Consider the following 23,671-nt stretch of genomic DNA (forward strand, 5'->3'; position numbering starts at 1 on the left):
TGTGCCGGTTGTCGAGCCGACACGATCGCAGCCGAAGGGGTGCGTTCATTACCCCGTGACTGCAACGCACACGTATCATGTCTCGACGCGACACGGACGGGCGATACGGACGGGGACTCGCCGGTCGTAGTCGGCCGGGACAGTACTAGCTATGCACGGATCAGACGCGATAGGGAGTCCATACGCTCCACACACGGACGAGGAACGTTCGAAAATGCTCGAGGCCGTCGGCGCAGCGACTGTCGAGGAGCTGTTCGATATTCCGCCAGCGATCGAGTTCGACGGGGCGTTCGGTATCGATGCCCGGTCAGAACGGGAGACGAGACGACTGGTACGCTCGATGCTGGATCGAAACGACACGCTGACTGAACTGTTGGGTCGTGGCCACTACGGCTACTACATTCCGTCGCTGGTCGACCACCTCGCGGATCGCTCGGAGTTTCTGACCTCCTACACGCAGTATCAGCCGGAGGTCTCGCAGGGCTTCCTGCAGGTCCTCTTCGAGTACCAGTCGCTGCTGGTCGAGTTGACCGGCCTCGAGATTGCCAACTGCTCGATGTACGACGCGGCGACGGCACTCGGCGAAGCCGCCACCCTCGCCGAGCGCGTTCGGGAGACGAGCGGCCACCGCGTGCTCGTTCCCGACCGCCTGCTCGAGGGTCGGCGCTCGACGCTCGAGAACTACGTCGCCGGAACGGACCTCGTCGTCGAGGAGTACCCCCTCGATGACGGCGTCGTCGACCTCGAAGCCCTCGAGGGGATGGTCGACGAGGACGTCGTCATGCTCTACGCCGAGAACCCGACGGTCCGCGGGACGATCGAGGAGGGACTCGAGTCGATCGGCGACCTCGCGACGGCCCACGACGCGCTGTACGTGCTGGGCTCGGACCCGATCGCACTCTCCTTGCTCCAGCGGCCGGCAGATGTCGGTGCCGACGTCGTCGTCGGCGACGCGAGCGTGCTCGGCCTGCCGACCAGCTACGGGATGGGGCTTGGCCTGTTCGCGACGCGCGAGGATTTCCTCCGGCAGGTCCCCGGCCGACTGGTTGGGGTTAGCGAGGACGCGACCGATCGGCGTGCGTACACGCTCACCCTCCAGACCCGCGAACAGCACATTCGCCGAGAGCGTGCAACGAGTAACATCTGTACGAATCAGGCGTGGGTCGCGCTCCGAACCGCGATTCACGCCGCGTCGCTCGGGCCACACGGCATGGTCGACCTCGCAAAACGCGGCGTGACTCGCGCCGAGGATCTCGCGGAGCACCTCGACGAGATGACCGGTGTCGCGGCACCAGTCCACGACCGGCGTCATTTCCGCGAGTTCGTCGCCCACGTCGACCAGCCCGCAGCCCCGATCGCCGAAGATCTCGAGCGCCGTGGCTTTGCGGTCCACGTCGTCGGAGAACACGAGATTCAGGTGTGTGTCGCTGGCGTGTCAGATGCGAAACTCGAGCGGTTTGTTGCCGCGTTCAAAGAGGTGGTACAATGACCAACAACGCAGAAACGCCCGAAGACGGATCGGTTCGCTACGACCAGGCTCGCTACGTCGAGAACGGCCAGTACGAGCCGTTGCTCGCCGAGAAGGATCAGACACGCGTCGAGATCGGCGACGATGACGACTCGCCGCTGCCCGACGACCTCACGCGTGACAGCCTCGAGTTACCCGAACTCTCCGAGCCCGAGCTGGCGCGCCACTACACGCGCCTCTCGCAGATGATCTACGGGATCGACAGCGGCCCCTACCCGCTTGGCTCGTGTACGATGAAGTACAACCCCAAGTTCACCGAGGACGTGGCCGCGCTGCCGAGCGCGGCCGTCCACCCGGACCGCTCGGAGCGCTCGACGCAGGGGAGCCTCGAGCTCATGTACCGCCTGCAGGACTATCTTGGCCGAATCGGCGGGATGGACGCCGTCACCCTCCAGCCGCCGGCAGGTGCAGCCGGCGAGTTCGTCGGCATCCGCGTCGCTGCAGCCTACCACGAGCACAACGGCGAGGGCCACCGCGACGAGGTCATCATCCCCGACAGCGCCCACGGGACGAACTTCGCAACCGCCGCACTCGGCGGCTACGACGTGGTCTCCCTGCCCAGCGACGAGGATGGCCGGGTCGACCTCGAGGCACTCGAGGCTGCCCTCTCGGAGAACACTGCGGCACTCATGCTGACGAATCCGAACACGCTCGGCCTGTTCGAACGCGACATCACCGAAATCGCCGAGATGGTCCACGACGTCGGCGGGCTGCTCTACTACGACGGCGCGAACCTGAACGCCCTGCTCGGCCGCGCTCGCCCGGGCGATATGGGCTTCGACGTGATGCACTACAACGTCCACAAGACGTTCGCGACGCCTCACGGCGGCGGCGGCCCCGGTGCCGGGCCGGTCGGCGTCGTCTCCGAACTCGCTCCGTTCTTGCCGTCGCCGCGGGTTCGCGAAAGCGAGGATGGTGCGAGCGAGCCGAGCTACGAGCTGTTCGAGCCCGACCACACCATCGGCAAGGTCCACGGGTTTCAGGGTAACTGGCTCGTCCTCGTCAAGACCTTCGCCTATATCGCACGACTCGGTGACGCGGGACTGGCCGACGCCAGCGCGAAAGCCGTGCTGAACGCGAACTACCTCGCGAGCCAGATCGGCTACGACGTCCCCTACGAGCCGTTCCACCACGAGTTCGTCGCCAGCGCCGGCGAGCAAGACGCCGCGGATGTCGCCAAACGCATGCTCGACTACGGCGTCCACCCGCCGACGACCAAATGGCCCGAAATCGTCCCCGAGGCGCTGATGACCGAGCCGACGGAAGTCGAAAGCAAGGCCACGCTCGATCGCCTCGCCGCCGCGTTCAACGCCGTCGCCGACGAGGCCGACGGGGCGCTCGAGGCCGCCCCCAACCGAACGACGGCGCGTCGGATCGACCAGACCAGCGCCGCCCGAAACCCGCGGCTGTCCTGGCACGCGCTCGAGGACGAGTAACCACGAATCCGTCCGTTTCTGGCCGCTACTCCACGGGCGTCGTGAGCCCGTCGGCCAAGTGCTCGAGCAAGGCGGGATGGAGCGAGCCGTTCGAGCCGAGCAGTGCCCGTCGGTCGTCGGTATCGAGGACGAACTCGAAGGGGACACCCGATTCGTCGGTGATCGTCGCCCCGGCAGCGCGGGCGATGACGAGGCCAGCGGCGATATCCCACGAGTAGGTGTCGTGCTCCCAGACCGCGTCGGCGCTGCCGCTGGCGAGATAACAGAGGTTGAGCGCCGCCGAACCGAGCCGTCGGACGCCGCGAGACTCCTGATAAAAGTGCGAGAGGAACAGCCCGTCGGGATCATACCCCGAGATGAGCATACTCTCGTCGAGTCGGTCCCGATCGGTCGTCCGAATCGGATCGCCGTCGCGCCACGCCCCCTGAGTTGCGATTGCGGTGAATAATTCGTCGGTTTCGGGGACGTAGACGACGCCCATCACTGGCTCACCGTCCTTGATCAGTGCGACCGAAACCGAGTAGTTGGGGTTGCCGTGTGCGAAGTTCCCGGTACCGTCGAGGGGGTCGATCACCCACAGATACGCCGTGTTCTCGCCGGTCTGACGGGTACTCTCCTCGGAGAAGATCGCGTGGTCGGGAAACTCGTTGCCGACGGCGGTCGTGATGATCCGGTCGGCTTGGTGGTCGGCCTCGGTCACGATGTCGGATTTGTCGCTTTTGACGGCGATCGATTCGACCTGTCCGTGGAGTTCTCGAAGCGGCTCACCGGCGGCTTTGGCGGCTTCCGTCGCCACCGTAAGCGCGCGTTCGACGGTATCCATCCCCTCACAGTCCGTCGCAGCCGTCCCCGGGTGTGAGGGGGGCTCGAGTTGTTTTTCGGGTGGGACCGTCGCGTCTCGAAGGTTCCAGCCGAGTTTCTTCGTGATCGCCGTAAAGAAGTGATCGTCGTAGCTGGTTCGGACGACGTGGGCGCGTTTTGCAGCCCCCGTCACCGTAATCTCGTCATCCCGACTCAAGATCGTGTGGGCGCGGCCGCCGTCGACCAGCAGACTGGCCTGTCCTCGCGTGATGATCCGGAGCTCCGTCTCGGGGGAGACGACGATCGGTCTGACGCCGAGGTTGTGCGTATGGAGCGGCACGATCTGGAGGGTATGGTTGTTCACGGGGTAGTGGACGGGGCCGTTGGCCGACAGCGAGATCCCGGTCGAACCGGTCGGTGTCGAGACGGCAAGCCCCGTTCCCTCGAACTCGCCGATGTACTCGTTGTCCGCGTAGACGTCGAGTCGCGTCACCTTCCGGTCGATGGGGTTCTCCGGGGGCACCTGCTGGACCATGACGTCGTTGATCCCCGTGGCGTCCACGCCGGGCGCGGTGACGTGGACCTGTTGGCGGCTGTCGACTGCCGCCCGCCCGTGTAACACCTCCTCGAGTGCGTCCTCGAGGTCTTCGGGTTCGACACGGGCGAGAAAGGCCAACGTGCCCGTGTTGACGCCTAACTGTGGAATCTCCCGCGGCGCAAACGTCTTGACTCCCTCGAGAAACGTCCCGTCGCCACCAAGGGTGATCCCGAGCGTGGCCCGGCTCTCGTCGTAGACCGCGCCGATATCGTCGCCGACGTCGACGGTCGAGAGGCCGATACCACGCTCGGTGGTCCACTCCGTGAGCGTCTCGAGTGGCCCCTCGCTGTCGGGACTGACGATCGCGATAATTTCGTCCGTCGTTGCCAGTCTGCGCCCTTGCATACGTCGTCTCCTAGCGGCCGGACCTGTTTAGGGGTTCGCCGTAACTCGACGCGTGCGAACCCGTTTCCAGCCGTAAACAGACTCGCCATTCGCCCCAGTCTGACGAGGCCGACTCGAGTCGGGAGATGGATGTGAGACGGCAGCCGTCGAACTGGGGGAACACTTGTATCGCTCAGGAGTGACGTGCGTGTATGGCAGTCATCGATATCGCCCGCGGGTCCGTCGTGACCGTCGACCCGGACGCATCGCTTTCGGACGTGGTTCGGACGATGCGAACGGAACGGGTCGGCAGTGTGATCGTCGCCTCGGCAGCGGAACCGCTCGGACTCGTCACCGACCGCGACCTCGCGTTCGAAGTCCTCGATGAGAACGACGTGACACAGGAGACGCCGGTCGCCGAGATCGTCGACGACGACCTGCGGACAGTGCCCGCCGACGCGGGCGTCTACGAGCTCGTTGAGCTCATGTCCACGAACGGCGTTCGCCGACTTCCCGTAGTCGACGACGGCGACCTCGTCGGTATCGTCTCACTTTCCGATGTCGTCGTGTTGCTGGGGATGGAACTCCAACACGTCGCAAACACCATCCGGGCCGTCTCGCCGGCTTACGAACGGGCCGCGACGAAACTGGAGTGACGACTCGAGACCTCAGTTGTGTCACACACCACGAGCAAAAACGACGCCGGTCCCGACCGTTAGGCGCTCGAGTCGACGGCGGTTCCGTTGTCGCTGATTCGAACGAAGCCGTAGTCACACTCCGGACAGTGCCACTTGACCTTCTCGCCGAGGTGCACCGTCGTGCTCGCAGCGCGGTAGAACGTCCGGTCGGCGTCGCAGTCGGGACAGTAGTGCTCGAGTTCCATAGCCATGTGCGGGAGTTGCGCACGGGGCCTGTTGAAGATACTGATTCCGGCATCCGTTGTCGTCCCGTCGTCGCTCGAGGGCACCATCAAGGCGCTTGCGGGCGACAGACGAGCGTCGTGTCACACAGCCTGCCTGACAGAAGTTAAGTACTCACCGGCCCTCAACTCGAGTATGTCGATCTACACAGGTCGCGGTGATGAGGGGAAGACCGATCTCCGAGATATGACTCGCGTCTCGAAATCGAGCGCGCGCATCGAAGCCTACGGCACCGTCGACGAACTCAACGCCCTCATCGGCACGATTCGGCCGACTGACCACGACGACATCAACGAGCGGCTGCGGACGATCCAGAACCAACTCCACGTCGTGCTGGCGGACTTCGCCAACCCCGACCCCGACGAGGACGATCCTGTCGTCCGCGCCGAACACGTCGACACCATCGAGGCGTGGATCGACGAGTACGACGAGGAACTCGAGCCGCTGACCTCGTTTATCCTGCCAACCGGCAGCGAACACGGCTCGAAACTCCACCACGCGCGGACGGTCTGTCGACGTTCCGAACGACGGGCGGTCGCACTCGCCAACGAAGAGCCGATCAACGAACAGGCCGTCCAGTACCTCAACCGCCTTTCTGACGGCCTGTTCACCCTCGCTCGTGTCGTGAACAAACGCGACGGCGAGCGCGAAGAACAGCCCCAGTACTAACCCCGTCGCACGTGGTCGGCCTCGAGTGACCATCGAGTGCTGACTCGGATTCACAGGCGTGCTCGAGCGCGATGAACCCATGCGGCCGTATTCTGTTGTCTGCGAAAGGGCTATATTCTCAGGTCGCCTGCAGATGTGTGAGACATGAACAACCACTTCCACGACAGCCTGTACTATCTCACCCGCGCCGCCGAACACGCAAAACAGGGCCTGCTCGAGACCCTCGAGCCCTACACGGCCGCGGTCCGAAGACGGCTTGGCCGGGAGCCAGCCCCCGAACCGACTCGCTTCGATACCGTTCGAACCGGCGTCTCGAGTGGCGAACGTCGCGTTCGTGGGGCTGTCGGACGAACTCGTGCGACGCTCTCGAGGGCTCGCTCGAGCGAGCGTGTTGACGACCGATGAAAGGAAGTCTTAAGTTGACTGCACGGAAATAATCCCGTGCGGGTTGGTGATCTAGTCCGGTTATGATACCTCCTTCACACGGAGGAAGTCGGCAGTTCAAATCTGCCCCAACCCATTTCTGACGACACAACGACGAGGAGCGCAGCGACGAGTCCGCGTCGTCAGAAATGGAGATGGCAGTTTGAACCAGACGAGTCGCGCACAGCGAACGGACGTGAGCGAGCACGTCTCGGCGTGGTTCAAATCTGGCCCATCCCTATTCAAGGCAAACTTCAGTAGAGTCGCACCCGCCAGTCTTTCGGTGATTGATAGTGTGCTATCAGCGGTTTCTCGAGCCACACACTGAGTCGACCGAACGGATGCCAGCTCGCATCCGAGATACCCGACGTCGGTTAGTCCTCTGTGGCCGTTTCAGACGCCTCACGTGTCGCATCCGGTGACGACTCGAGGTGGTCGGTTCCGTCGTCGGCGTCCGGTATCTGCCGTGGTAGGAACGTCGATGCGATAAGCAGGAGTAACACGAACAAGACGAGAAGCAGCAGCGTTGCCCGTTGCGCGTCGAACATCGCCGCCTCGAAGATGCCCTCGAGCAATTGTCGTTGTGCCGGAGTGAGTTGGGTCAGGAACTGTTGTTGCGTGGCGTCGGTCGCTGTCTCTGCGGCATCCTCGAGTGCGATTACCAGGTCAGTTCGTTGTTCGGCCGAAACGGTCTCGTGTTCCGCTCGGAGGACGCCATCGACGACACTGCCATAGAATCGGCCGAGAAAATATGAGCCGATCACTGCGGTCCCCAGGGAAAACCCGATCGAATAGCTGACGTTCAGGACGCCGGATGCCTCGGCGGAGTACGCGGTCGGGACGGCCGACATCGTCATATTGGTGATCTGTGCCAGTATGAGGCCGACGCCAGCCCCATACAGTGCCACCGGGAGCGCCATCCTGACGATCGTCTGACTGGGGCCCGTCTGCTCGTACAACAGCACCAACGCAACGCCCATACACACGATACCGATCTGGATAAGCGTCTTTGGTGAGATGTACTTCCGCCAGTTGGGCGTAACCGTCGAAAATAGGACCGACGTAAGTGAATACGGTAATAGCGCAACCCCAGTTTCAAAGGCGGTGTATCCGAGTACTGCTTGGAGATAGACCGGGAAGATGAAAAAGAAGCCAGCCGAGACGATCGAGCGCATATTGTAGGTGAACACGCCGGCCAAAAACGGACGATTCGTCAGGACGTGCAACGGAACGAGCGGCGACTTCCCGGCCCGTTCCAGTCGACGTTCGTACTGAACGAACGCGGCGAACCCGAGCAGTCCGACCCCGAGAAACCAGATCGCTGGCGACGTCCCGAACGGATTGAACTGCAACTCGCCGACGACGAACGGCCGGCGTTCGACTAACCACCCGTACTTCCCGCTCAGAAGAAACCCGGTGACGAGCGACGTCGCACCGACGATGGACAGCACTGTCCCGCCTTTATCCAGCGAACGGCGCGTTTCTGACAGCGGGTTCGGACTGACGTACTGTGTGAAAAAGAGCACGACCCCCACACCGACGAGTTGCAACGTAAACCCCCACCGCCAACTCGCGTACGTGGTGAGTGCGCCACCGATAATCGGTCCAATAGTCGATCCAACTCCGCTCACGCCAGCTAACAGTCCAAACGCCTTCGCTCGGTCATCGTCCTCGTAACTGATTATCAACACAGTGAACGTCAGGGGAAAGATCACGGCGGCCGCGGAACCCTGGATGAGCGACCAGCCGAGATAGAGGATCGTCGTATTCCAACTCAGCGACGCCACCAGCGTCCCACCGGCATAGACGAGCAGTGCGACTGCCAGCACACGCCGAATACTATGCCGAGACGGCAGCGTCCCGGCTGGGAGAACCAGCGCAGCTGTCACCAGCGAGTACAGTGCAACCGCCCCTTGAATCATGGTGACCGTGGTATCGAACTCGTCCACCATCGTGGGGATCGCCACGTTCATCAGGGATGCATTGAGGACCACGATGAACGTCGTCAGACTCACGGCAATTGCCGGTGCCCAGTACTGCACGCCTGCCTTGAGGTCCGTAGAGAGACGAGTACTCCCGTTGGAAGCAGACTCATCTGTGGGCATATAGTGGTCTAACGCGTTTGACCTCCAAATAGCAGTCACCAGCGTCGAAGCGAACATTCGAGGAGAAAATCGACCGCCGCATTGCTCTCAGCGTTCGCTCCACCTCCCCGTTTGTACGCTCGAGATGACTGTCTTCCAATCGTATCCGAGAGTATTCAGCCCTGTGGTACCAAATACCAATCATGGCGACGGCATCGGAAGAACGGCCGGTACTGGTTGCGATCGCAAACCCCGAGCACGCCGAGCAGTTGGCACGGACGGCCGGTGACCTCGCTCGAGCGACCGACGGTGTCGTACAGATCGTCTCGGTCGTGGTCAAGTCCCACGAGTCGCCGTTTTCGGTGTACACCGACGATGCGATCCTCGAGCAGTACTCGGGCGACGCACAGGAGACGCTGGATCGAGCAACCAGCGTCGCGCCGGATGACGTGACGGTCACCGGCGAGTTAGTGGTCGGCAACTCGGTGTCCGATGGCCTGCTAACAGCGATCGAACGAACCGACGCGCGGGCGCTCGTAATCGGCTGGGAAGAGCGTCGCGGGCGGACCGACGCGGTGCTCGGGACGACCGTGGATCGGCTGCTCGAGCGAGCGCCCTGTGATCTCTACGTCGAACGAATCGGGAGCGAAGCAAACGGCGTCGACTCGGTCCTGTTGCCGGTCGCTGGTGGCCCACACGTTCGTCCGGCAGCCACCATCGCGAAGGCGATCGCGGCTCGTAACGACGCCACGGTGACCATCGCCTCGGTCATCGGCGCTGACGTCGGTACTGACGTCGCACAGGAGTCGGCCGTCGACGCACAGTTAGCCCTCGAGGAGACGCCGGGGCCGAGTGTCGACGTGGAGATACGGCTTCACGACGTCGACGATATCGTCGGGGCGCTCGTCGACGAGGCAGCCACCCACGACGTGCTGGTGTTCGGTGCGACACGACAAGGGGCGTTACATCGCCGACTCGTTGGGTCGATCCCGCGGACCGTCGTCCATCGAACCGATCGAACGGTGATCATCGCCCGTGCTGGCGACGCCGTCGGCGGGCCGATCTACCGACAGCTCCGACGACTCGTGAAGGTTCCGTGACGGTGCGTTCCTGTGACTTCGATGGGGAGTACTCGGACTGGCCAACGGCAAACAGAGATGCCAGTCAGCACGAGGCAGCGTCTCCCGATCACTGGGTGAGCATCGACGACCTGTAGGACGTCTGAGCGCCGACAACCGCCCGACCGTGTCGGGTATCGTTTCCATAGACTCTTGTTTGCGTGACACACAGTTTACGAGGATGCAACACTACGAAGACATCGAGATTGGTGACACAGAGGAGTTCGGCGAGTATCAGGTCACGAAAGACGAGATCGTCGAGTTCGCCGAGCAGTACGATCCACAGGCGTTTCACGTCGACGAGGCGGCAGCCGAAGACTCCGCGTTCGGGACGCTCGTCGCCTCGGGGTGGCATACCGCCTCGATCTGTATGCGACTACTCGTCAACGGTATCCTCGGCGAGCAGGCCGGGATGGGTGCCCGCGGCGTCGACGACCTCCGCTGGAAACAACCAGTCAAACCGGGCGATACGCTGTCGGTTCGAACGGAGGTCGTCGACAAGCGGGTCTCCGAAAGCGACCCCAAACGCGGCTACGTCGATACCCGTCTCGAGGGGCGCAATCAGGACGGCGAGGTCGTCATCACGTGGCTCGCACACGGGATGGTCGAACGCCGTAATCCCGGCGAATAAGTGATCGGGAACCGGCTCGAGCACAGTACCCCTACGATCTTCACACCGTCGGCTCGACGTCGAGTGCAGCGGCGAGAATCGCGGTTTGAACTGTCCGCAAGTCCGTCTCTTGAATGGTCGCGGCGGCCCGGAACCGCTCTCGAAGGCCTGTGACACGCTGTGGAATTGCAGCGAGGTGAACGAGTTCGAACGCCTCGGGGTCGACGCGTTCGGTCGCTTCGAAATCGGCGTGATCGTATAGGGTGGCGAACGATTCGAGTACGTCCGCAGCAAATGCATCCGTCGCCTCGGCCCCCGGATCGCCAGCGGGAACCGACTCCGACGTGTCGTCGAAGTACGTCTCGAGGTCGACGACGCCGGCCTCCTCGTAGAGCGCGTCGGCGAGCGCGTCGACGACCGATTCCGAAGCGTACACGCCGAACAGCTTGTAGTCGTCGCCGGTCATACCCGACGGTTCGAGCGCGACGTATAAAAAAGACGAGCAACGATCACGCCCGCAGTGGCGTCTCGGCTGCGATCTCGACCGAAGCCGTCGTCGAGCGATCCCATTCGCGGTCGTGAGATTCCGAACCGTCGCGTCCGATGTGGCAGCGATCCGATGCGGGCCGTAGCGATGGCTGCGTCGCTCGAGTGACGACAGCGTGGAGACGAGCGATAGACGCGACGATCATGGGGTTCAAATCTCGTAGTGGGCGATCTCGGTCGATCGGCACGATCGACACTCATCGCGGTCGGTGTCGAACGTCTCGCCGCAGTGCCGGCATTCGTACAGGTCTGCGCCACTGTCGACGACCGATCGAAGTCGAGTCAGTACCCCCATCAACTCAGCTATCGGCCGGAGTGAGTATTAATCGATCTGCAGGCATTGTTCGGAAGCCGACGACTCGAGGGGGCGAGACCACCTCGTGAGTGTGACAGCGTCCATCGCGTTGACGCAGACGGATTGCTGGAGTCATCGATCACCGACGCCGCCGCCCCGTGATCAGTACAACAGTCCCTCTCAGTTCTCGAGGACGACCGGGACTCGGTCACCAGTTCGAGCCGCCTCGTAGGCCGCTTCCGTCAGCGCTGTGACCCGCAGTGCATCTCGAGCCGTCGCCGGTGGATCGCTGCCGGTCCGGACGCTCTCGAGAAACGCATCGGCTCGCGTTTGTTCGGTGCGGAAGTCGATGTAGGGGTCGTACTCGTTGGCATCGGCATCGATCTCGCGGACGTCGCGTGGCCCCCACTGGCGGCCCTCGAGGTAGACGGCTCCGTCGTCGTCCCAGCAATGGATGTGTTCGCGAACCGACGGCGCGTCGCCGTGAAACGAGAACGTTCCGGTCGCTCCGTTCGTAAACCGGACGTCGAGATGAGCACGGGCGTCGATTCGCCGGTCGTCGTCGTGAAAGTCCATACTCGCCGTGACGGAGTCCGGCTCGAGCCCGGTCGTCCAGAGCACACCGTCGATGACGTGACTGCCCGTATCGTAAAGAAAGCCACCGCCGGAGAGCGCCGGCTCGAGCCGCCACGTGCCGCGTGCGTCGTCGATCCAGTCCTGTGTGATCGACGCCGTCAACCAGTTCGGTTGCCGGTCGCCAAACCGCTCTCGAGCGGTTCGAAACGCCGTCTGGAGGTGGCGTTGATAGCCGACCATCAGTGTCTGGTGGCTCCGTTCGGCCCGTTCCGTCAGATCGCGTGCGTGCTCGAGGTCGGTTGCGAGGGGTTTGTCACAGTAGACGTGATAGCCGCGTTGGAGCGCCATACGAACCTGTTCGTAGTGGAGCGTGTGCGGCGTACCGATGAGGACGGCGTCGATGGGGTCGGCCTCGAGCATCGCCGTATAGTCGGTGTAGCGTCTCTCAGCCGGGACGTCGAACTCGCGTCCGCTCTCGGTGAGTCGGTCCGCCTCGAGATCGCAGAGGGCATGAACCGTCGCGTCCGAATGCCGGTGAAACTGCCTGCCGACTGTCGTTCCGATGTAGCCGAGTCCAACGACACCGATTCGAAGCGGTGTCTCGAGATGGTCCGCGTGCATACCGTAGGCCTCAGGCTCCGCCGGTATTGTTCTGCGGGCGTCGACAGCAAGTCGCCGGGTGTGAGCACACTCGAGAGCAGGGCCCGTCGTGCGATCAGTCGCCGTAGCGACCGCTTAGCGATTCGAAGGGGCATCCAAACGGGTTCCAGTCCGAGACTGTGCCCGGGTTATTCGGTGCCTGTCAATGGGTTGCCTCGACTACTATGAGACAAGTGCCTGCATAACAATGGATGGCACACACAATCTGGCAGTTGCGGGGATGAACAACCCCGCCGGGTACACGCTCCAACAGACCACGACGCGCTGACCAGCCGATTGCGTGCGTTCGTGCCCGGATCGCTCGAACGTGGACTCGCCCCCGCTTCGAGTTAGCTCATGTCTCTCACGCCAGGGCGGGCTCCCGCCCCCGCCCGGGTTTACTGCCCCTGACTCGTCTCGAGCCGGACGGCCCTGTCACCGACGAGTCAGGCACCCAGTATCGCCGTTGCATACAACGAGCAGAGACGCGGTCTCGAGTCCCAATATGTTAACCGACTGGCCGTTCACAGTTCATCTCCGTAACTGACCGCTTTGTTGTACATTTACAATGTTGTATGCATATGCCTCGGTATGGAGTACCACGACTCTGAGAAAGCGAAGGCGGTTGCAGGACGCGTTGAGGACTTTATGGACGAGGTCGTCCTCCCGCGCGAACGCGAGGCGCTTGCGACCGGCGAGCCGATCACGACCGACGAACTCGAGGGCCTCTGGGAGCAGGCCAAAGCGCGGGACCTGTTCGCCCCGCAGATGCCCGAGAAGTACGGTGGTCAAGGACTCGATTTCAGCGATATGCTCCCCTCGTTCGAACAGGTCGGGCGCTCGCTGATCGGCGCACACGCGATCCGCGCGAACGCCCCGCAGGAAGGAAACATGCACACCTTGGAGATGGTTGGGACAGAAGACCAGAAAGAAGAGTGGCTGCGGCCGCTCGTTCAGGGTGAGATCTCCTCGGCGTTTGCGATGACCGAGCCCAAACAGGGCGGCGGGTCGGACCCGAAGATGCTCCAGAGCACCGCCGTCAAAGATGGCGACGAGTGGGTCGTCAACGCCCACAAGTGGTGGACGACCGACGGCCTCGACGCGGATTTCTATCTCGTGATGGCTCGAACCGATCTGGACGCCCACCCCTACGAGGGAACGTCGATCATCCTCGTCCCCGCCGATGCGGATGGCGTCGAAGTCGTCCGCAACATCCCCCACCTCGGCGGCCACGACATCACCGAACGCGAGGGCGGCCACGCCGAGATGAAGTTCAACAACGTTCGCGTGCCGGTCGAAAACACGATCGGCGAGGAAGGGCAGGGCTTTCAGGTCGCCCAGATGCGACTCGGCGGCGGGCGACTCACCCACTGTATGCGCTACTCCGGGATGGCCGAGCGCTCGCTCAACATCGCGAAGGCGTATCTCAGCGAGCGCGAGGCGTTCGGAACGACCTTAGACGAGAAACAGGCGCTTCGCCACCGGATCGCCGACGCCGAAACGCAGCTCCACGCCGCACGGACGATGGTCCGCCACGCCGCGCGCGAACTCGACCGCAGCGACGCCCGAATCGAGGTCGCGATGTCGAAGGTATTCACCGCGAACGTTACCAACGAGGCGATCGATCTCGCGCTCCAGTGTTGTGGCGGCAACGGCATCGGGAAAGACCTCCCAATCGCGCACTTCTACGAGGACGTCCGTGCGTTCCGGATCGTCGACGGAGCCGACGAGGTCCACCGTCGCTCGATCGCTCGCTGGGCGTTCGACGACATCGCCGACGAAGAGATCGAACACGCCCTCCAGTTCGACGAGAACCTGCGTATCGACGCCCTCGACGAGTAACCTCGAGCGTTCGTTTCGCGGTCGTAATTTCGAGTCGTGGCCGTCTAGACGCGCTCGATAATCGTCGCGATCCCCTGTCCGAAGCCGATACACATCGTCGAGAGCGCGGTATCCTGGCCCGTCCGCTCGAGTTCGTGCACGAGCTTCGTCAGCAACGCTGCGCCGGTCGCCCCGAGCGGGTGGCCGTGTGCGATCGCGCCGCCGTTGACGTTGACGTCCTCCCACGACGCGCCGGTTTCCTCAAGCCAGGCGGCGACGACTGACGCGAACGCCTCGTTGACTTCGAAAAGGTCGATGTCGCCGATCGTCATACCGGCTTTCTCGAGGACCTGTTCAGTCGCCGGGATCGGCCCGGTGAGCATCGTCACGGGATCGACGCCGACGACCTCGGTCTGGGTGATGCGGGCCATCGGCTCCCAGCCGTGTTCCGCGGCGGCCGCCTCGCTCGTGACCAGCAGCGCCGACGCGCCGTCGACGATCCCCGAGGAGTTGCCCGGATGGTGGACGCCTTCGCCGTCTTCGCGGAACGACAGCGGCAGCTTCGAGAGGGTCTCGAGGTCGGTTTCGGGTCGCGGATGTTCGTCCTGCTCGACGGTGATTGTCTCACGGGTCGCTTCGCTCTCACCCTCGAGTTCGGTCTCGACGGGCACGACCTGATCGTCGTACCGGCCCGCCTCCCACGCGTCGCCCCAGCGGCGCTGGGAGTCGACCGCGAGTTCGTCCAGTTGCTCGCGCGTGAAGCCGTAGTTCTCCGCGATCCGTTCGGCCCCTTCACCCTGATGGGTTAGCTCGTCGAAGTGCTCGAAGTAGGTGTCCGTGACGGCATTCCCGCCAGAGACGCCGTCAGCGCCGTCCGAACCCAACGGCACGCGAGTCATGTGCTCGACGCCGCCGGCGATCAGTACGTCGTGTTGGCCGGCCATGACGTTCGTCGCGGCGAAGTTGACCGCCTGCTGGCCGGAGCCACACATTCGATTGAGCTGGACGCCGGGGACGACGTCGCCCCAGCCGGCGACCATCGGTGCGAGGCGACCGATATTGAGCCCCTGCTCGTCGATCGGCGTAACACAGCCGTAGATGACGTCCTCGATCGTTTCGGGGTCGAACCCGTTGCGCTCAGCGAGCGCCTCGAGCGGTTTCGCTGCCAGATCCTGCGGATGTGTGTCCCGGAACGAGCCGTCTCGCTTGCCGAAAGGGGTCCGAACCGCGTCGACGATGACTGCATTGGTCATTGTTCTCATGGTACTCTCTCAGCGCACCCCATAGACGTTCCGCTCGATCTCGAGGCCGTGTTCGGTGCACAGCGAGCCCGTTACGGGGGATCGGGGACTCGAGAGGGACACTTATGACAGTTGTTCACTAACAACCCCGGAGATGGAGCGAAACCGGACCACGACGTCACGATGCCCGCAGCTGAAGACGTGCCCGACCGCCCGGTCGACGCAGACGAGTACTCGAGGTGATATCCGTGCCCAGTAAGTCGATGGCCGACCTCGAGGCGATGGTCGGCGACTCGCGGGTTACCGTCGAAGAGTTTCGGATCGAGCGGGGCAAAGTCGAGGAGTTCGCGCGGGCGATCACGGACCGGAACCCAGTGTTTCGGGACGCAGTCGTCGCACGCGAGCGCGGTTACGACCGAATTCCGGCCCCACTGACGTACGCCCGTGTCAGCACGTTTCCACGGTATCGAGCCGACGGCGTCGAGGGTCACGGCTTCGACCTCGGCTTCGAGCCCGAGTACGTCCTCCACGGCGAGCAGGCCTACGAGTACGAACGGCCGCTACAGGTCGGCGACGTGCTGACGGGTACGACCACGCTTTCCGACGTCTACCAGCGCGACGGCGGCCGGGCCGGGACGATGACGTTCGCCGTCTACGAGACTGCCTACCGAGACGGCGATGACGAACTCGTCCTCACGGAACGGGCGACCGTGATCGAAACCGAGGGTGCCGTACAGAACGCCGACGCGGAGGAACGTCGCGACACGGCAGCCGGCTCGAGCGACGCCACCAGCGAAACGGCGGCAGCGACGGTCGGCACTGAACCGGACGCGGAGGTGCGTTCCCCCGTCACATCCATCGATGACATCGCCGTCGGCGACACCGGGCCGACGATCGTCGTCGACGACCTCTCGCGCCAGCAGTTCGTCAAATACGCGGGTGCGAGCGGCGATTTCAATCCGATCCACTACGACGAGCCCTACGCCCGCGCGGCCGGTAACGAAAGCGTCTTCGGACAGGGGATGTTCACTGCCGGCGTCACCTCGCGGGCCGTCACCGACTGGGTCGGCCTCGAGGCCGTGTCGTCGTTCCGGGTCCGCTTTCACTCGCAGGTCTTCCCCGGCGAGACGATCATCGCGAACGGCGAGGTCGTCGACAGCCAGCCCAGCGATGGCGTCGTCGAACTGGCTCTCGAGGCGACGACTCACCACGGCGAGCCGGTACTGACCGGGACGGCGACAGTGGCGCTCTCGACCGACAACTGAGACGGGCTGCGGTCCCGGGCGAAAGGACACGTTCCTCGCTGTTTGTCGACTACTAATGTGCGTCTGCAACGCCGGTCGTATCGCGCCGCCGGCTTGCATTATGTGGTCTTTACTCCGGTTTCATATGCTGCCAGCGAGCGCGAGTGGCTCGTCCCAGTGGCACCCCCTCGAGACACGGTCAAAAACGGGGTAAGAACTGCATAGACAACGATTGCTTTCGGTTACAAGCCGGATAACTACAACCGGTCACAGCTACCGACCGAGTATGATCACCTGCAGTAACTGCGAGACGCCCCAATTCCTGCAGATTACCCAGAGCCGTGTCTACTTCGAAGACGGAGAGATGATCAACGAAATCTCCGAGACCTACGAGTGTACGCTCTGTGAGGGCAACGGCCGATACGTCTACGACGAGGATCGGAACAAAGAGACCGTCACCGGTGACGTCGAACTCACGACTGAACGGCCGAAGTTCGCCTGAGCACTCGCCGACTCGAGCGATGATCCAACGAAACCGCGCACGATCGCTGGCGTATGGTCTTGTCCGCGTTCGGTTCCGAGGTCGAATCGGCTCGAGCAGTGGGTGATGCTTGTTTTATAAGGTTTCAGTTCCGTCTCGAGAGTGACGATTGCGCTGGTGCTGACGACGGGTGACCGCCGATCGCCGGCGTTCGATATCCCATGCTTCGAAAAGGCCGTACTCGTTCATCGTCTCCATGCCCGCGATGGCCGCCGTGAGTTTGATTCCGACGAGCGGAATCTCTGCGATCGAGACGATCACGTCCGCACGGAGGATCGCCCCGTCTCTGAGCAGGACATCGAGGACATCGACGAGCGCCTCGTCGTCTTTTCGCGGTCTCATTGCTGGTGGAGATCCGAATCCGCTGGCTCATCGTCGCCGCCCAGTTCCGGCGCGAACGTGTAGGGCGGCCACGGGCCGGTAAATCTGACCTCGAGGCCGTCGGTCGCCGCGACGTCGTCGAGAATCGACCCGATCACTCCCTCGTCGTCTTCGTGGGCGAGTATGGTGAGCCGACAGAGCGATTCGCCGTTGTGTTCGTCGCCGGCGATCTCGGCCACGTCATCCGAGAGCGATGCCGTCGGCGAGCGCTCGAGGGTGTGGACCTCTCGCGTATGCTCGTCGAGTCGCGCCTTGAGGTCGGCCGTCAGTGACTCGCGACGACCCGCCCGCAGTTCCGTGAGTCGCTGGTCGAGCTGCTTCTCGAGCAGGTACGCCGTCCCCTCGGTTGCGTCGTCGATCTTCGACGTGAGTTCCTGAAGCCGGTCGTCACGGGCAACCAGTTCGTCGTCGCTGATCGGGTCGGTCTCGACGACCTCGACCCGGTACTCCCAGTGGGCTGTAAGCTCCGAGAGGGTCTGCTCGAGGGTGTCCGCCTCCTCGCGAAGCCACTCGCGGACACCGTCGTCGTCGCCGCGGAGGATCGTGTCGAACTGGAACGGGATTGGAGTGCCGAAGGCCTCGCCGGCCTCGTCGACGACCGTCTGGTGGCGGACGAGCCAGCGCCGGATCTGCGTGAGATCCGCCGAGTCGTAGATGCCATCGCAGGCGTGGACGACCGCGCCGATACCGTCCTCGACGACGACCGAGACTGACTCACCGTCGACGCCGGTCGTCTCGAGCGAGTCGCCCGCGTCGGCCCGGACGAGACAGTAGAGATACCGTCCGTCCTCGATCTCGGGGACCCCGTCGCCGGCCGTCTCGGCATCGTCGACGCCCTCGAGGCGGTCCACTCGATCGGAGCTCACTGCTCGTCACCTCCGAACACGGAGTAGCCGGGTGCGGGCGCGATCTCGGGCTCGCCGTGGAGCTGTTCGATCACGTCGTTGACCAGCCCGTTCAGGTCGTCGCGGAGATCGTCGACACTGTCTTCGATCTCCTCGTCGCGTTTGAGCTGTTCGATCTCGGCTTCGATCGTCGCGAGCTGGCGGCCGAGGCGCTCGATTTCTTCGTCTGAGAGATTGCCCGACTCCATGCGGCGGACGGCTTCGCGCTCTAAGGCGGCGATCAAAATCTCGATGACAGTGACGACGAGACTCACCAGTCCCTGACGTGCGTCCTCACCGTCGCCGACGTCGATCTGCGTCATTCGTTCTCACCATCCGTATCCGCCGTCTCCGTGTCGCCGTCTGTTGTCTCCGTGTCAGCACTGTCGTTCGCGTCGGCATCGTCGTCGCTGAGCAGATCGAATCCGCCGCTCGTCGGCTGGTCCGGCTCCGGCCGCGCGCCGACGTGTTCAGTTCCACGATTGTCGTTCTCGTCGCGTCCACCACGGCTGGTTGACTCGCCATCGGCACTCGAGTCCTCCGCCCGCGTCTCGTCTGCGTACCGTTCGTCAGGCGTGACGTTGACACCGCGTGTCGGGTCGATCGGTGGTTTCGGCCGGTCCATCTCGGCGAGTTCGGGCTCGTCGACCGCGGCGGCGACGCGGCGCATGTCGGTCCCCTCGGGGAACTCGAGGCCGTATTTGGCCGCCGTCTCGAAGGAGGCGATGGCAGCCCGAACCTGCACGCCGAGCAGTTGCGTGTCGCCGATCGAGACGGCGATGTCGGCGTTGATGACGATGCCCTTGTCAAGCAGCATCTCGACGACTTCCGCGAGGTCGGTCTTCTGGCGACTCGGCTGGAAGTCAGTAACCACGCCGTTCACCTCCGACTCGAGTCATCGGGGTCGGCCGTTCGCAGGCGATATTCGTCGGCTCACGTCGTCTCCGGGTCAGTGTGGGTCGGTCAGTCATGTTCGGTCCTCCGTTTTTCCCGTTCGATCTCGAACCGGCGACCGTAGATCCGTTTGCGGCTGGGTGCCGTCGAGAGTTTGACCTCCTGTGGGACGGTCGAGTAGCGAGCGCCGCTCCCGAGGTCGCGGCGGTCGGTCGGGATCGTCGACGCCGCCGTCGGGTTCCGCGAGTTCGTGCTGGTGTCCTGCCGACGCATCTTCTCGCGGTTTTGTTCGTAGAGTCGTTCGAACTTCTCGTGGGTCTCGAGCAGCGCCCATCGGAAGGCGTCGATCCCCTTCATCGCCTGCTGCTGGATGGCGACCTGATACGCCTCCGGGTCGTCCTCGACGTCGATATCGCCGAGGGCCTCTTTCGCCGCGGTCGTCGAATCCATCTCCGTCCCGAGGAGACCGTCGTCACCGCCGAGGAGTTGCCCGCCATCATCGTCGGCGATGCCCGACACCGCCTTTTCGACCACTCCGGCGTCGTCGCCGTCCTCGAGGTCGTCGACCGCGTCGTCGAGTTCGCGTTTCTCCTCCCAGATGGCGGCCAGATCCGCGGCGTTCCAGGCGTTCAGCAGGTCGATCGCATCGACCAGTGCCGTGACGTCGACGAGTTCGCTGACGCCCTTGTCCTCGTTCGCCAGCACGTCGGGGATCTCGCCCAGTTCGATCGCCTCGAGGAGTTCGTCTCCGTTGACCGCCGCCGGCAACTCGCGCAGATCGATCGCCTCGAGCAGGTCCCCGACTTCGGTTGCCACCCGCGCGAGGGTGTCGACGTCGCCGATTGCCGTCTCGATGATCTCATCGTCGAGTGCGTCGAGCGTCTCCGCGTCGCCGAGCGTCGACTCGAGCCGCTGGAGGCTCTCCGTAGCGTCCTCGAGCAGTGTTTCGAAACCGTCGTCGGGGCTCATTCGTCGCCCTCCTGGTCGTCGGTCCCGGTTTCCGTCGGTTCCGGCGTGATCCGGACCGTAAGCACGCCGTTTGTGATCACCGCGTCGGCCGTCCGGTCGCGCCACGGGACCTCGAGGCGGCCGAGTTCGCGATCCGAGACGGCAACGACGAGCGTGGCGTCGTCACCGAAGCCGACGGTGACGTCGTCCGGATCGGCACCGGCCACGTCGGCGATCACGAGCAGTTCGTCCTCGAACTCTCGCGTCGTCAGATGGTGGTCGCTCGAGGGTGTCGATGGGGGCGTCTCCGCACGGGTGCGTCGCGTTCGTGGCCGACGTCCCGATCGCTCCCGGCCGGCCGCTGTTCCGGAGCGGCGTTCGACGCGCGGGCGGTCGTCGGACGACAACCCGGTTCGAATCGACACGTTGTACTCGAATCGAGTTCGGTCGGGCTGTCGCCCCGACGCCGAGTCGTCGAGCCACTGCAACGCCGTGAGCAGATTCGAGAGCCAGTGGCGCTCGTCGGTCGATGCATCCGGAGTGTCGTCCCGTTCGGGATCGTCTCGTGACATTACGATTTTACCTCCACACGCCCGCTTGTGAGCCGTTCGTGGACGTCGCGGGCGATCTCGAGTTCGGCCTCGAGTTCGGCTTTCCGTTCCTGATACACCGTCTCGGGGCGTTCGCCGAGTTCGTACAGCAGCTGGTTTTCCTTGAGCTCGTCCTCGAGCGCGTCGACGTCGTAGAGTTCGCTGAGCGCCATCGTGTGGAGCGTATCCACGATGCCGACGAACGGCCGGAACAGGAGGTCATCGAGAATGAACATGGTTAGCGCTGGGCCCCGATTGTGACGTCGACGAAGCTGTACGGTGCGAACGGCCCCGTATACCGAACGATGAGGTCGTCGTGGGCGTCCTCGAGTCGAGCGACTGCCTCGTCGAAGCGCTCACGATCGTCGCGCTCGACGAGATAGGAGCGATTGAGGACGAGGCGGTCGCTGAACAGGTCGTTCGGGACCGACTGGGCGGCGATCGGCTCGAGTTCGTCAGCGACGGCATCCTCGAGGGCGTCGTCGTCGATGTCTGTGTCTTCCTCGCGAACGAGCTTGAGTCCGAGTTCGATCCGGCCCTCGATGTCGTTCAATGCACGTCGAAACGCCGGTCTGGCACCCCGGAGGACGTTTTTCAGCTCCCGGTCGCTCTCGAAAGCCATCCCGAACTGCATCGGGACGACCGTCCGTCCGCCGTCGCGGTCCATGACCTCACGGAGGACCTCGTCGTGGCGCGTGGCGTCCTCGTCGGTCTCTTCGGGCTCTGTCGTATCGATGTTGGAGACGACGGCACTGAGTCGGCGGTGTGAAACCGTGTAGACGTGGTCTGCGCCGGCGACGGCGTCGGTTTCGAACTCGACTGGCTCATCCGCCATGATGCCGTAGACGTATCGATTCGTCATCGGTCGACCACCAACCGAGCGTGTCGGCGACCGCTCGACGACGCTACTCGTGCCCGTCGGCGCGGGCCCAGTTCAGCTTCGGTTTCCGGAGGGATCGGTCGGACGGATATCATGGGTGTAGATTGTCGACTACCCGGCGCGCCGCCCCGTCTCGCACCGTCTGGGCGTCACCTGCGGGTACTCGAGGAACGCATCACAGGTCGTACACCACCGCAGCGGGTTATCGTGGTGCTTGCAGGCGCAGCCTCTGGTGTTCCAGCCGGAGAGCTGGGGCATCCGAGGTCGGGTCGGCTTGCAGACGCAGCGCAAGCCGTGTTACGGGTCCCGGATGAACCCCAGACCGTATGGCCCAACCACAACGAAGACCCGACTCCTCGAGTCTCGCGGAGGTACTGGACCGAATCCTCGACAAAGGCGTCGTCATCGACGTCTGGGCGCGGGTCTCGGTCGTCGGGATCGAGTTGCTGACGATCGAAGCGCGTGTCGTCGTCGCCTCGGTCGACACCTTCCTGCACTACGCGGAGGAGATCGCAAAAATTGAGCAAGCCACTGCAGAGGGCGACCTCGAGGAACTCGAGGAACTCGAGGTCGAACCGCGTCCGGAATCGTCGCCACAGTCCGCCGAATAGATGGCCGACGATTCCTCGCGCAAGCGAAAGGTTAGAGGGCGGAAGATCAGGAGCGATCGCTCGACGAAAGAAGGACGGCGAGCCAAGAAAGAACTCGCCCGAAAGGCGTCGAATGCGGGCGCGAAAGACGGCGACAGTCCACTCGCCGATCCAGCAGCCGTCGCTCCCGAGCCGTTCGTCGAGACGGACGCCGTCACCGCGCTTCGAGACCGGATTACGGGCTGGCTCGAGGCGGAGCAGCCGGTCCATCTGATCGGACCGACAGGCTGTGGGAAGACGGCGCTTGCGCTGTCGGCCGCCGAAACGCGCGGTCGCCCGGTCGTCTGGCTCAACGGTGACGAGGCCGTCGACACGGCCGCACTCGTCGGCGACCACGCTGGCGGCGAACGGTACAAAGAGGACGATCGGTTCGTCAGCGGCGTGAGCAAACAGACGGAAATCGTCCGTGAGCGCTGGGTGGACAACCCGCTCTCGGTGGCCGTCCGAGAAGGGGCGACGCTCGTCTACAACGAGTTCTCGCGCAGCGATCCGGCAGCTCACAACGTCCTGCTCTCGGTTTTCGAGGAGGGTGTGTTGGAGCGGCCGGGTAAACGCGGCGAGGATCGAACGATCGACGTCCACCCCGAGTTTCGAGCAATCTTGACCTCGAACGATACCGAGTACGCGGGCGTCCACGACCAACAGGACGCGCTGCTCGATCGGTTCGTCGGCGTTCACGTCGACTACTACGACGCAGAAACCGAGCGCGAAATCGTCCGCGCCCACGTCGACATCGCGAATGAGGACGTCGAGACGGTGGTCACCACGATGCGGACGCTTCGAGACGACCTCGAGATCGTCGTCGGCACGCGGGCGGCGATCACGGCTGCGAAGGGGCTCGCGGTCTTCGACGGGAAACGCAACGGCAAGAGCGAGACCGGCGAGTTCGACGACGACCTGCTGACGGACGTCTTCATGGACGTCCTCGTTCCGAAGATCGCCGGCGACGGGCCGGACGACGTCTCGACGCTCCGATCACGAATCGCCGACTCGGTCTAGGTCGGCGGCCACCAAGGACACACCACGTTCA

27 protein-coding genes and 1 tRNA gene are annotated in these 23,671 nt (G+C 63.7%); 13 read left to right on the top strand and 15 right to left on the bottom strand.

The annotated features are described in order from the left end of the window. Nucleotides 1–151: 151 nt before the first annotated feature. The gene (gene gcvPA, locus C495_RS01545) at nt 152–1,489 is read left to right on the top strand and encodes an aminomethyl-transferring glycine dehydrogenase subunit GcvPA (RefSeq protein ID WP_049890091.1); all 1,338 of its coding nucleotides are present in this window, start codon (nt 152–154) and stop codon (nt 1,487–1,489) included. Then, nucleotides 1,486–2,964 (top strand): aminomethyl-transferring glycine dehydrogenase subunit GcvPB, encoded by a 1,479-nt coding sequence (gcvPB, locus tag C495_RS01550; protein WP_008159373.1) that lies wholly within the window; start codon nt 1,486–1,488, stop codon nt 2,962–2,964. The genes gcvPA and gcvPB overlap by 4 nt, the downstream gene beginning before the upstream one ends. 25 nt (nt 2,965–2,989) lie before the next feature. Here the strand turns inward: gcvPB and C495_RS01555 are convergent, their stop codons facing one another. Continuing rightward, nucleotides 2,990–4,708 (bottom strand): NAD(+)/NADH kinase, encoded by a 1,719-nt coding sequence (locus C495_RS01555; protein ID WP_008159375.1) that lies wholly within the window; start codon nt 4,706–4,708, stop codon nt 2,990–2,992. Between the two features lie 191 nt (nt 4,709–4,899). Here C495_RS01555 and C495_RS01560 point away from each other — a divergent pair, with 191 nt between their 5' ends. Then, entirely contained in the window at nt 4,900–5,343 is a 444-nt protein-coding gene (locus tag C495_RS01560) for a CBS domain-containing protein (RefSeq protein WP_008159377.1), read from the top strand. Between the two features lie 59 nt (nt 5,344–5,402). Here C495_RS01560 and C495_RS18005 read toward each other — a convergent pair whose 3' ends face one another. After that, nucleotides 5,403–5,576 (bottom strand): DUF7838 family putative zinc beta-ribbon protein, encoded by a 174-nt coding sequence (locus C495_RS18005; protein WP_168927105.1) that lies wholly within the window; start codon nt 5,574–5,576, stop codon nt 5,403–5,405. Nucleotides 5,577–5,742: 166 nt separating this feature from the next. Between C495_RS18005 and C495_RS01570 the strand changes: the two genes are divergently transcribed. From C495_RS01570 to C495_RS01580, 3 genes are all read left to right on the top strand, one after another. Then, on the top strand, nt 5,743–6,276 hold the full coding sequence (locus tag C495_RS01570) for a cob(I)yrinic acid a,c-diamide adenosyltransferase (RefSeq protein WP_008159380.1): 534 nt from the start codon (nt 5,743–5,745) through the stop codon (nt 6,274–6,276). A gap of 144 nt (nt 6,277–6,420) precedes the next feature. Continuing rightward, a complete protein-coding gene (locus C495_RS01575) occupies nt 6,421–6,681 on the top strand; it encodes a DUF7553 family protein (protein ID WP_008159382.1) in 261 nt (86 codons plus the stop codon). 40 nt (nt 6,682–6,721) lie between these two features. Continuing rightward, nucleotides 6,722–6,796, top strand: a tRNA-Val gene (locus C495_RS01580). 277 nt (nt 6,797–7,073) lie between these two features. On the opposite strand, the gene C495_RS01585 is transcribed toward C495_RS01580, so the two are convergent. Further along, entirely contained in the window at nt 7,074–8,804 is a 1,731-nt protein-coding gene (locus C495_RS01585) for an MFS transporter (protein ID WP_169330511.1), read from the bottom strand. 182 nt (nt 8,805–8,986) lie between these two features. Between C495_RS01585 and C495_RS01590 the strand changes: the two genes are divergently transcribed. Beyond that, entirely contained in the window at nt 8,987–9,883 is an 897-nt protein-coding gene (locus tag C495_RS01590) for a universal stress protein (protein WP_008159386.1), read from the top strand. A gap of 199 nt (nt 9,884–10,082) precedes the next feature. Continuing rightward, nucleotides 10,083–10,532 (top strand): MaoC family dehydratase, encoded by a 450-nt coding sequence (locus C495_RS01595; protein WP_008159392.1) that lies wholly within the window; start codon nt 10,083–10,085, stop codon nt 10,530–10,532. Nucleotides 10,533–10,572: 40 nt separating this feature from the next. Here C495_RS01595 and C495_RS01600 read toward each other — a convergent pair whose 3' ends face one another. The 3 genes from C495_RS01600 to C495_RS01610 all read right to left on the bottom strand — a co-directional run bounded on the left by C495_RS01600 (nt 10,573) and on the right by C495_RS01610 (nt 12,549). Continuing rightward, complete coding sequence (locus C495_RS01600) at nt 10,573–10,977, bottom strand: hypothetical protein (protein ID WP_008159393.1); 405 nt, start codon at nt 10,975–10,977, stop codon at nt 10,573–10,575. Nucleotides 10,978–11,020: 43 nt separating this feature from the next. After that, the gene (locus C495_RS01605; protein ID WP_008159394.1) at nt 11,021–11,203 is read right to left on the bottom strand and encodes a hypothetical protein; all 183 of its coding nucleotides are present in this window, start codon (nt 11,201–11,203) and stop codon (nt 11,021–11,023) included. Nucleotides 11,204–11,532: 329 nt separating this feature from the next. Then, nucleotides 11,533–12,549, bottom strand: coding sequence for a Gfo/Idh/MocA family protein (locus tag C495_RS01610; protein WP_008159396.1), 1,017 nt, complete (start codon nt 12,547–12,549; stop codon nt 11,533–11,535). A 609-nt stretch (nt 12,550–13,158) separates the two neighbouring features. Here C495_RS01610 and C495_RS01615 point away from each other — a divergent pair. Further along, nucleotides 13,159–14,409 carry an acyl-CoA dehydrogenase family protein gene (locus C495_RS01615; protein WP_008159399.1) on the top strand — a complete coding sequence of 417 codons (1,251 nt, stop codon included), beginning with the start codon at nt 13,159–13,161 and terminating at the stop codon, nt 14,407–14,409. Between the two features lie 44 nt (nt 14,410–14,453). Here C495_RS01615 and C495_RS01620 read toward each other — a convergent pair whose 3' ends face one another. Continuing rightward, nucleotides 14,454–15,641 (bottom strand): thiolase family protein, encoded by a 1,188-nt coding sequence (locus tag C495_RS01620; RefSeq protein WP_008159401.1) that lies wholly within the window; start codon nt 15,639–15,641, stop codon nt 14,454–14,456. Nucleotides 15,642–15,892: 251 nt separating this feature from the next. Here C495_RS01620 and C495_RS01625 point away from each other — a divergent pair, with 251 nt between their 5' ends. Next, nucleotides 15,893–16,894, top strand: coding sequence for an FAS1-like dehydratase domain-containing protein (locus tag C495_RS01625; RefSeq protein ID WP_008159403.1), 1,002 nt, complete (start codon nt 15,893–15,895; stop codon nt 16,892–16,894). 265 nt (nt 16,895–17,159) lie between these two features. Continuing rightward, entirely contained in the window at nt 17,160–17,375 is a 216-nt protein-coding gene (locus tag C495_RS01630; RefSeq protein WP_008159404.1) for a hypothetical protein, read from the top strand. Between the two features lie 114 nt (nt 17,376–17,489). Here the strand turns inward: C495_RS01630 and gvpM are convergent, their stop codons facing one another. The 8 genes from gvpM to C495_RS01670 form a co-directional block, all read right to left on the bottom strand. Next, nucleotides 17,490–17,756 (bottom strand): gas vesicle protein GvpM, encoded by a 267-nt coding sequence (gene gvpM / locus C495_RS01635; protein WP_008159405.1) that lies wholly within the window; start codon nt 17,754–17,756, stop codon nt 17,490–17,492. Further along, nucleotides 17,753–18,661 (bottom strand): gas vesicle protein GvpL, encoded by a 909-nt coding sequence (gvpL, locus tag C495_RS01640; RefSeq protein ID WP_008159406.1) that lies wholly within the window; start codon nt 18,659–18,661, stop codon nt 17,753–17,755. Before gvpL ends, gvpM begins: the two co-directional genes overlap by 4 nt. Beyond that, the gene (locus C495_RS01645; RefSeq protein ID WP_008159407.1) at nt 18,658–19,002 is read right to left on the bottom strand and encodes a gas vesicle protein K; all 345 of its coding nucleotides are present in this window, start codon (nt 19,000–19,002) and stop codon (nt 18,658–18,660) included. The genes gvpL and C495_RS01645 overlap by 4 nt, the downstream gene beginning before the upstream one ends. Then, complete coding sequence (gvpJ, locus tag C495_RS01650; protein ID WP_049890116.1) at nt 18,999–19,553, bottom strand: gas vesicle protein GvpJ; 555 nt, start codon at nt 19,551–19,553, stop codon at nt 18,999–19,001. Before gvpJ ends, C495_RS01645 begins: the two co-directional genes overlap by 4 nt. Nucleotides 19,554–19,642: 89 nt before the next feature. Beyond that, complete coding sequence (locus tag C495_RS01655) at nt 19,643–20,542, bottom strand: hypothetical protein (protein ID WP_008159413.1); 900 nt, start codon at nt 20,540–20,542, stop codon at nt 19,643–19,645. Next, nucleotides 20,539–21,093, bottom strand: a complete 555-nt coding sequence (locus C495_RS01660; protein WP_008159416.1) for an Hsp20/alpha crystallin family protein — start codon at nt 21,091–21,093, stop codon at nt 20,539–20,541. Before C495_RS01660 ends, C495_RS01655 begins: the two co-directional genes overlap by 4 nt. Then, nucleotides 21,093–21,347 carry a gas vesicle protein GvpF gene (gene gvpF, locus C495_RS01665; protein WP_008159418.1) on the bottom strand — a complete coding sequence of 85 codons (255 nt, stop codon included), beginning with the start codon at nt 21,345–21,347 and terminating at the stop codon, nt 21,093–21,095. The genes C495_RS01660 and gvpF overlap by 1 nt, the downstream gene beginning before the upstream one ends. Before the next feature lie 2 nt (nt 21,348–21,349). After that, the gene (locus C495_RS01670) at nt 21,350–21,973 is read right to left on the bottom strand and encodes a GvpL/GvpF family gas vesicle protein (RefSeq protein WP_008159419.1); all 624 of its coding nucleotides are present in this window, start codon (nt 21,971–21,973) and stop codon (nt 21,350–21,352) included. 344 nt (nt 21,974–22,317) lie between these two features. Here C495_RS01670 and gvpA point away from each other — a divergent pair, with 344 nt between their 5' ends. Both gvpA and gvpN read left to right on the top strand, forming a co-directional pair. Continuing rightward, complete coding sequence (gvpA, locus tag C495_RS01675; protein WP_008159420.1) at nt 22,318–22,602, top strand: gas vesicle protein GvpA; 285 nt, start codon at nt 22,318–22,320, stop codon at nt 22,600–22,602. Further along, complete coding sequence (gene gvpN / locus C495_RS01680) at nt 22,603–23,640, top strand: gas vesicle protein GvpN (protein WP_008159422.1); 1,038 nt, start codon at nt 22,603–22,605, stop codon at nt 23,638–23,640. The last annotated feature ends 31 nt before the right edge of the window (nt 23,641–23,671 follow it).

The sequence above is a fragment of the Natronorubrum sulfidifaciens JCM 14089 genome, from assembly GCF_000337735.1.
GTDB classification, from domain to species: Archaea; Halobacteriota; Halobacteria; order Halobacteriales; family Natrialbaceae; genus Natronorubrum; species Natronorubrum sulfidifaciens.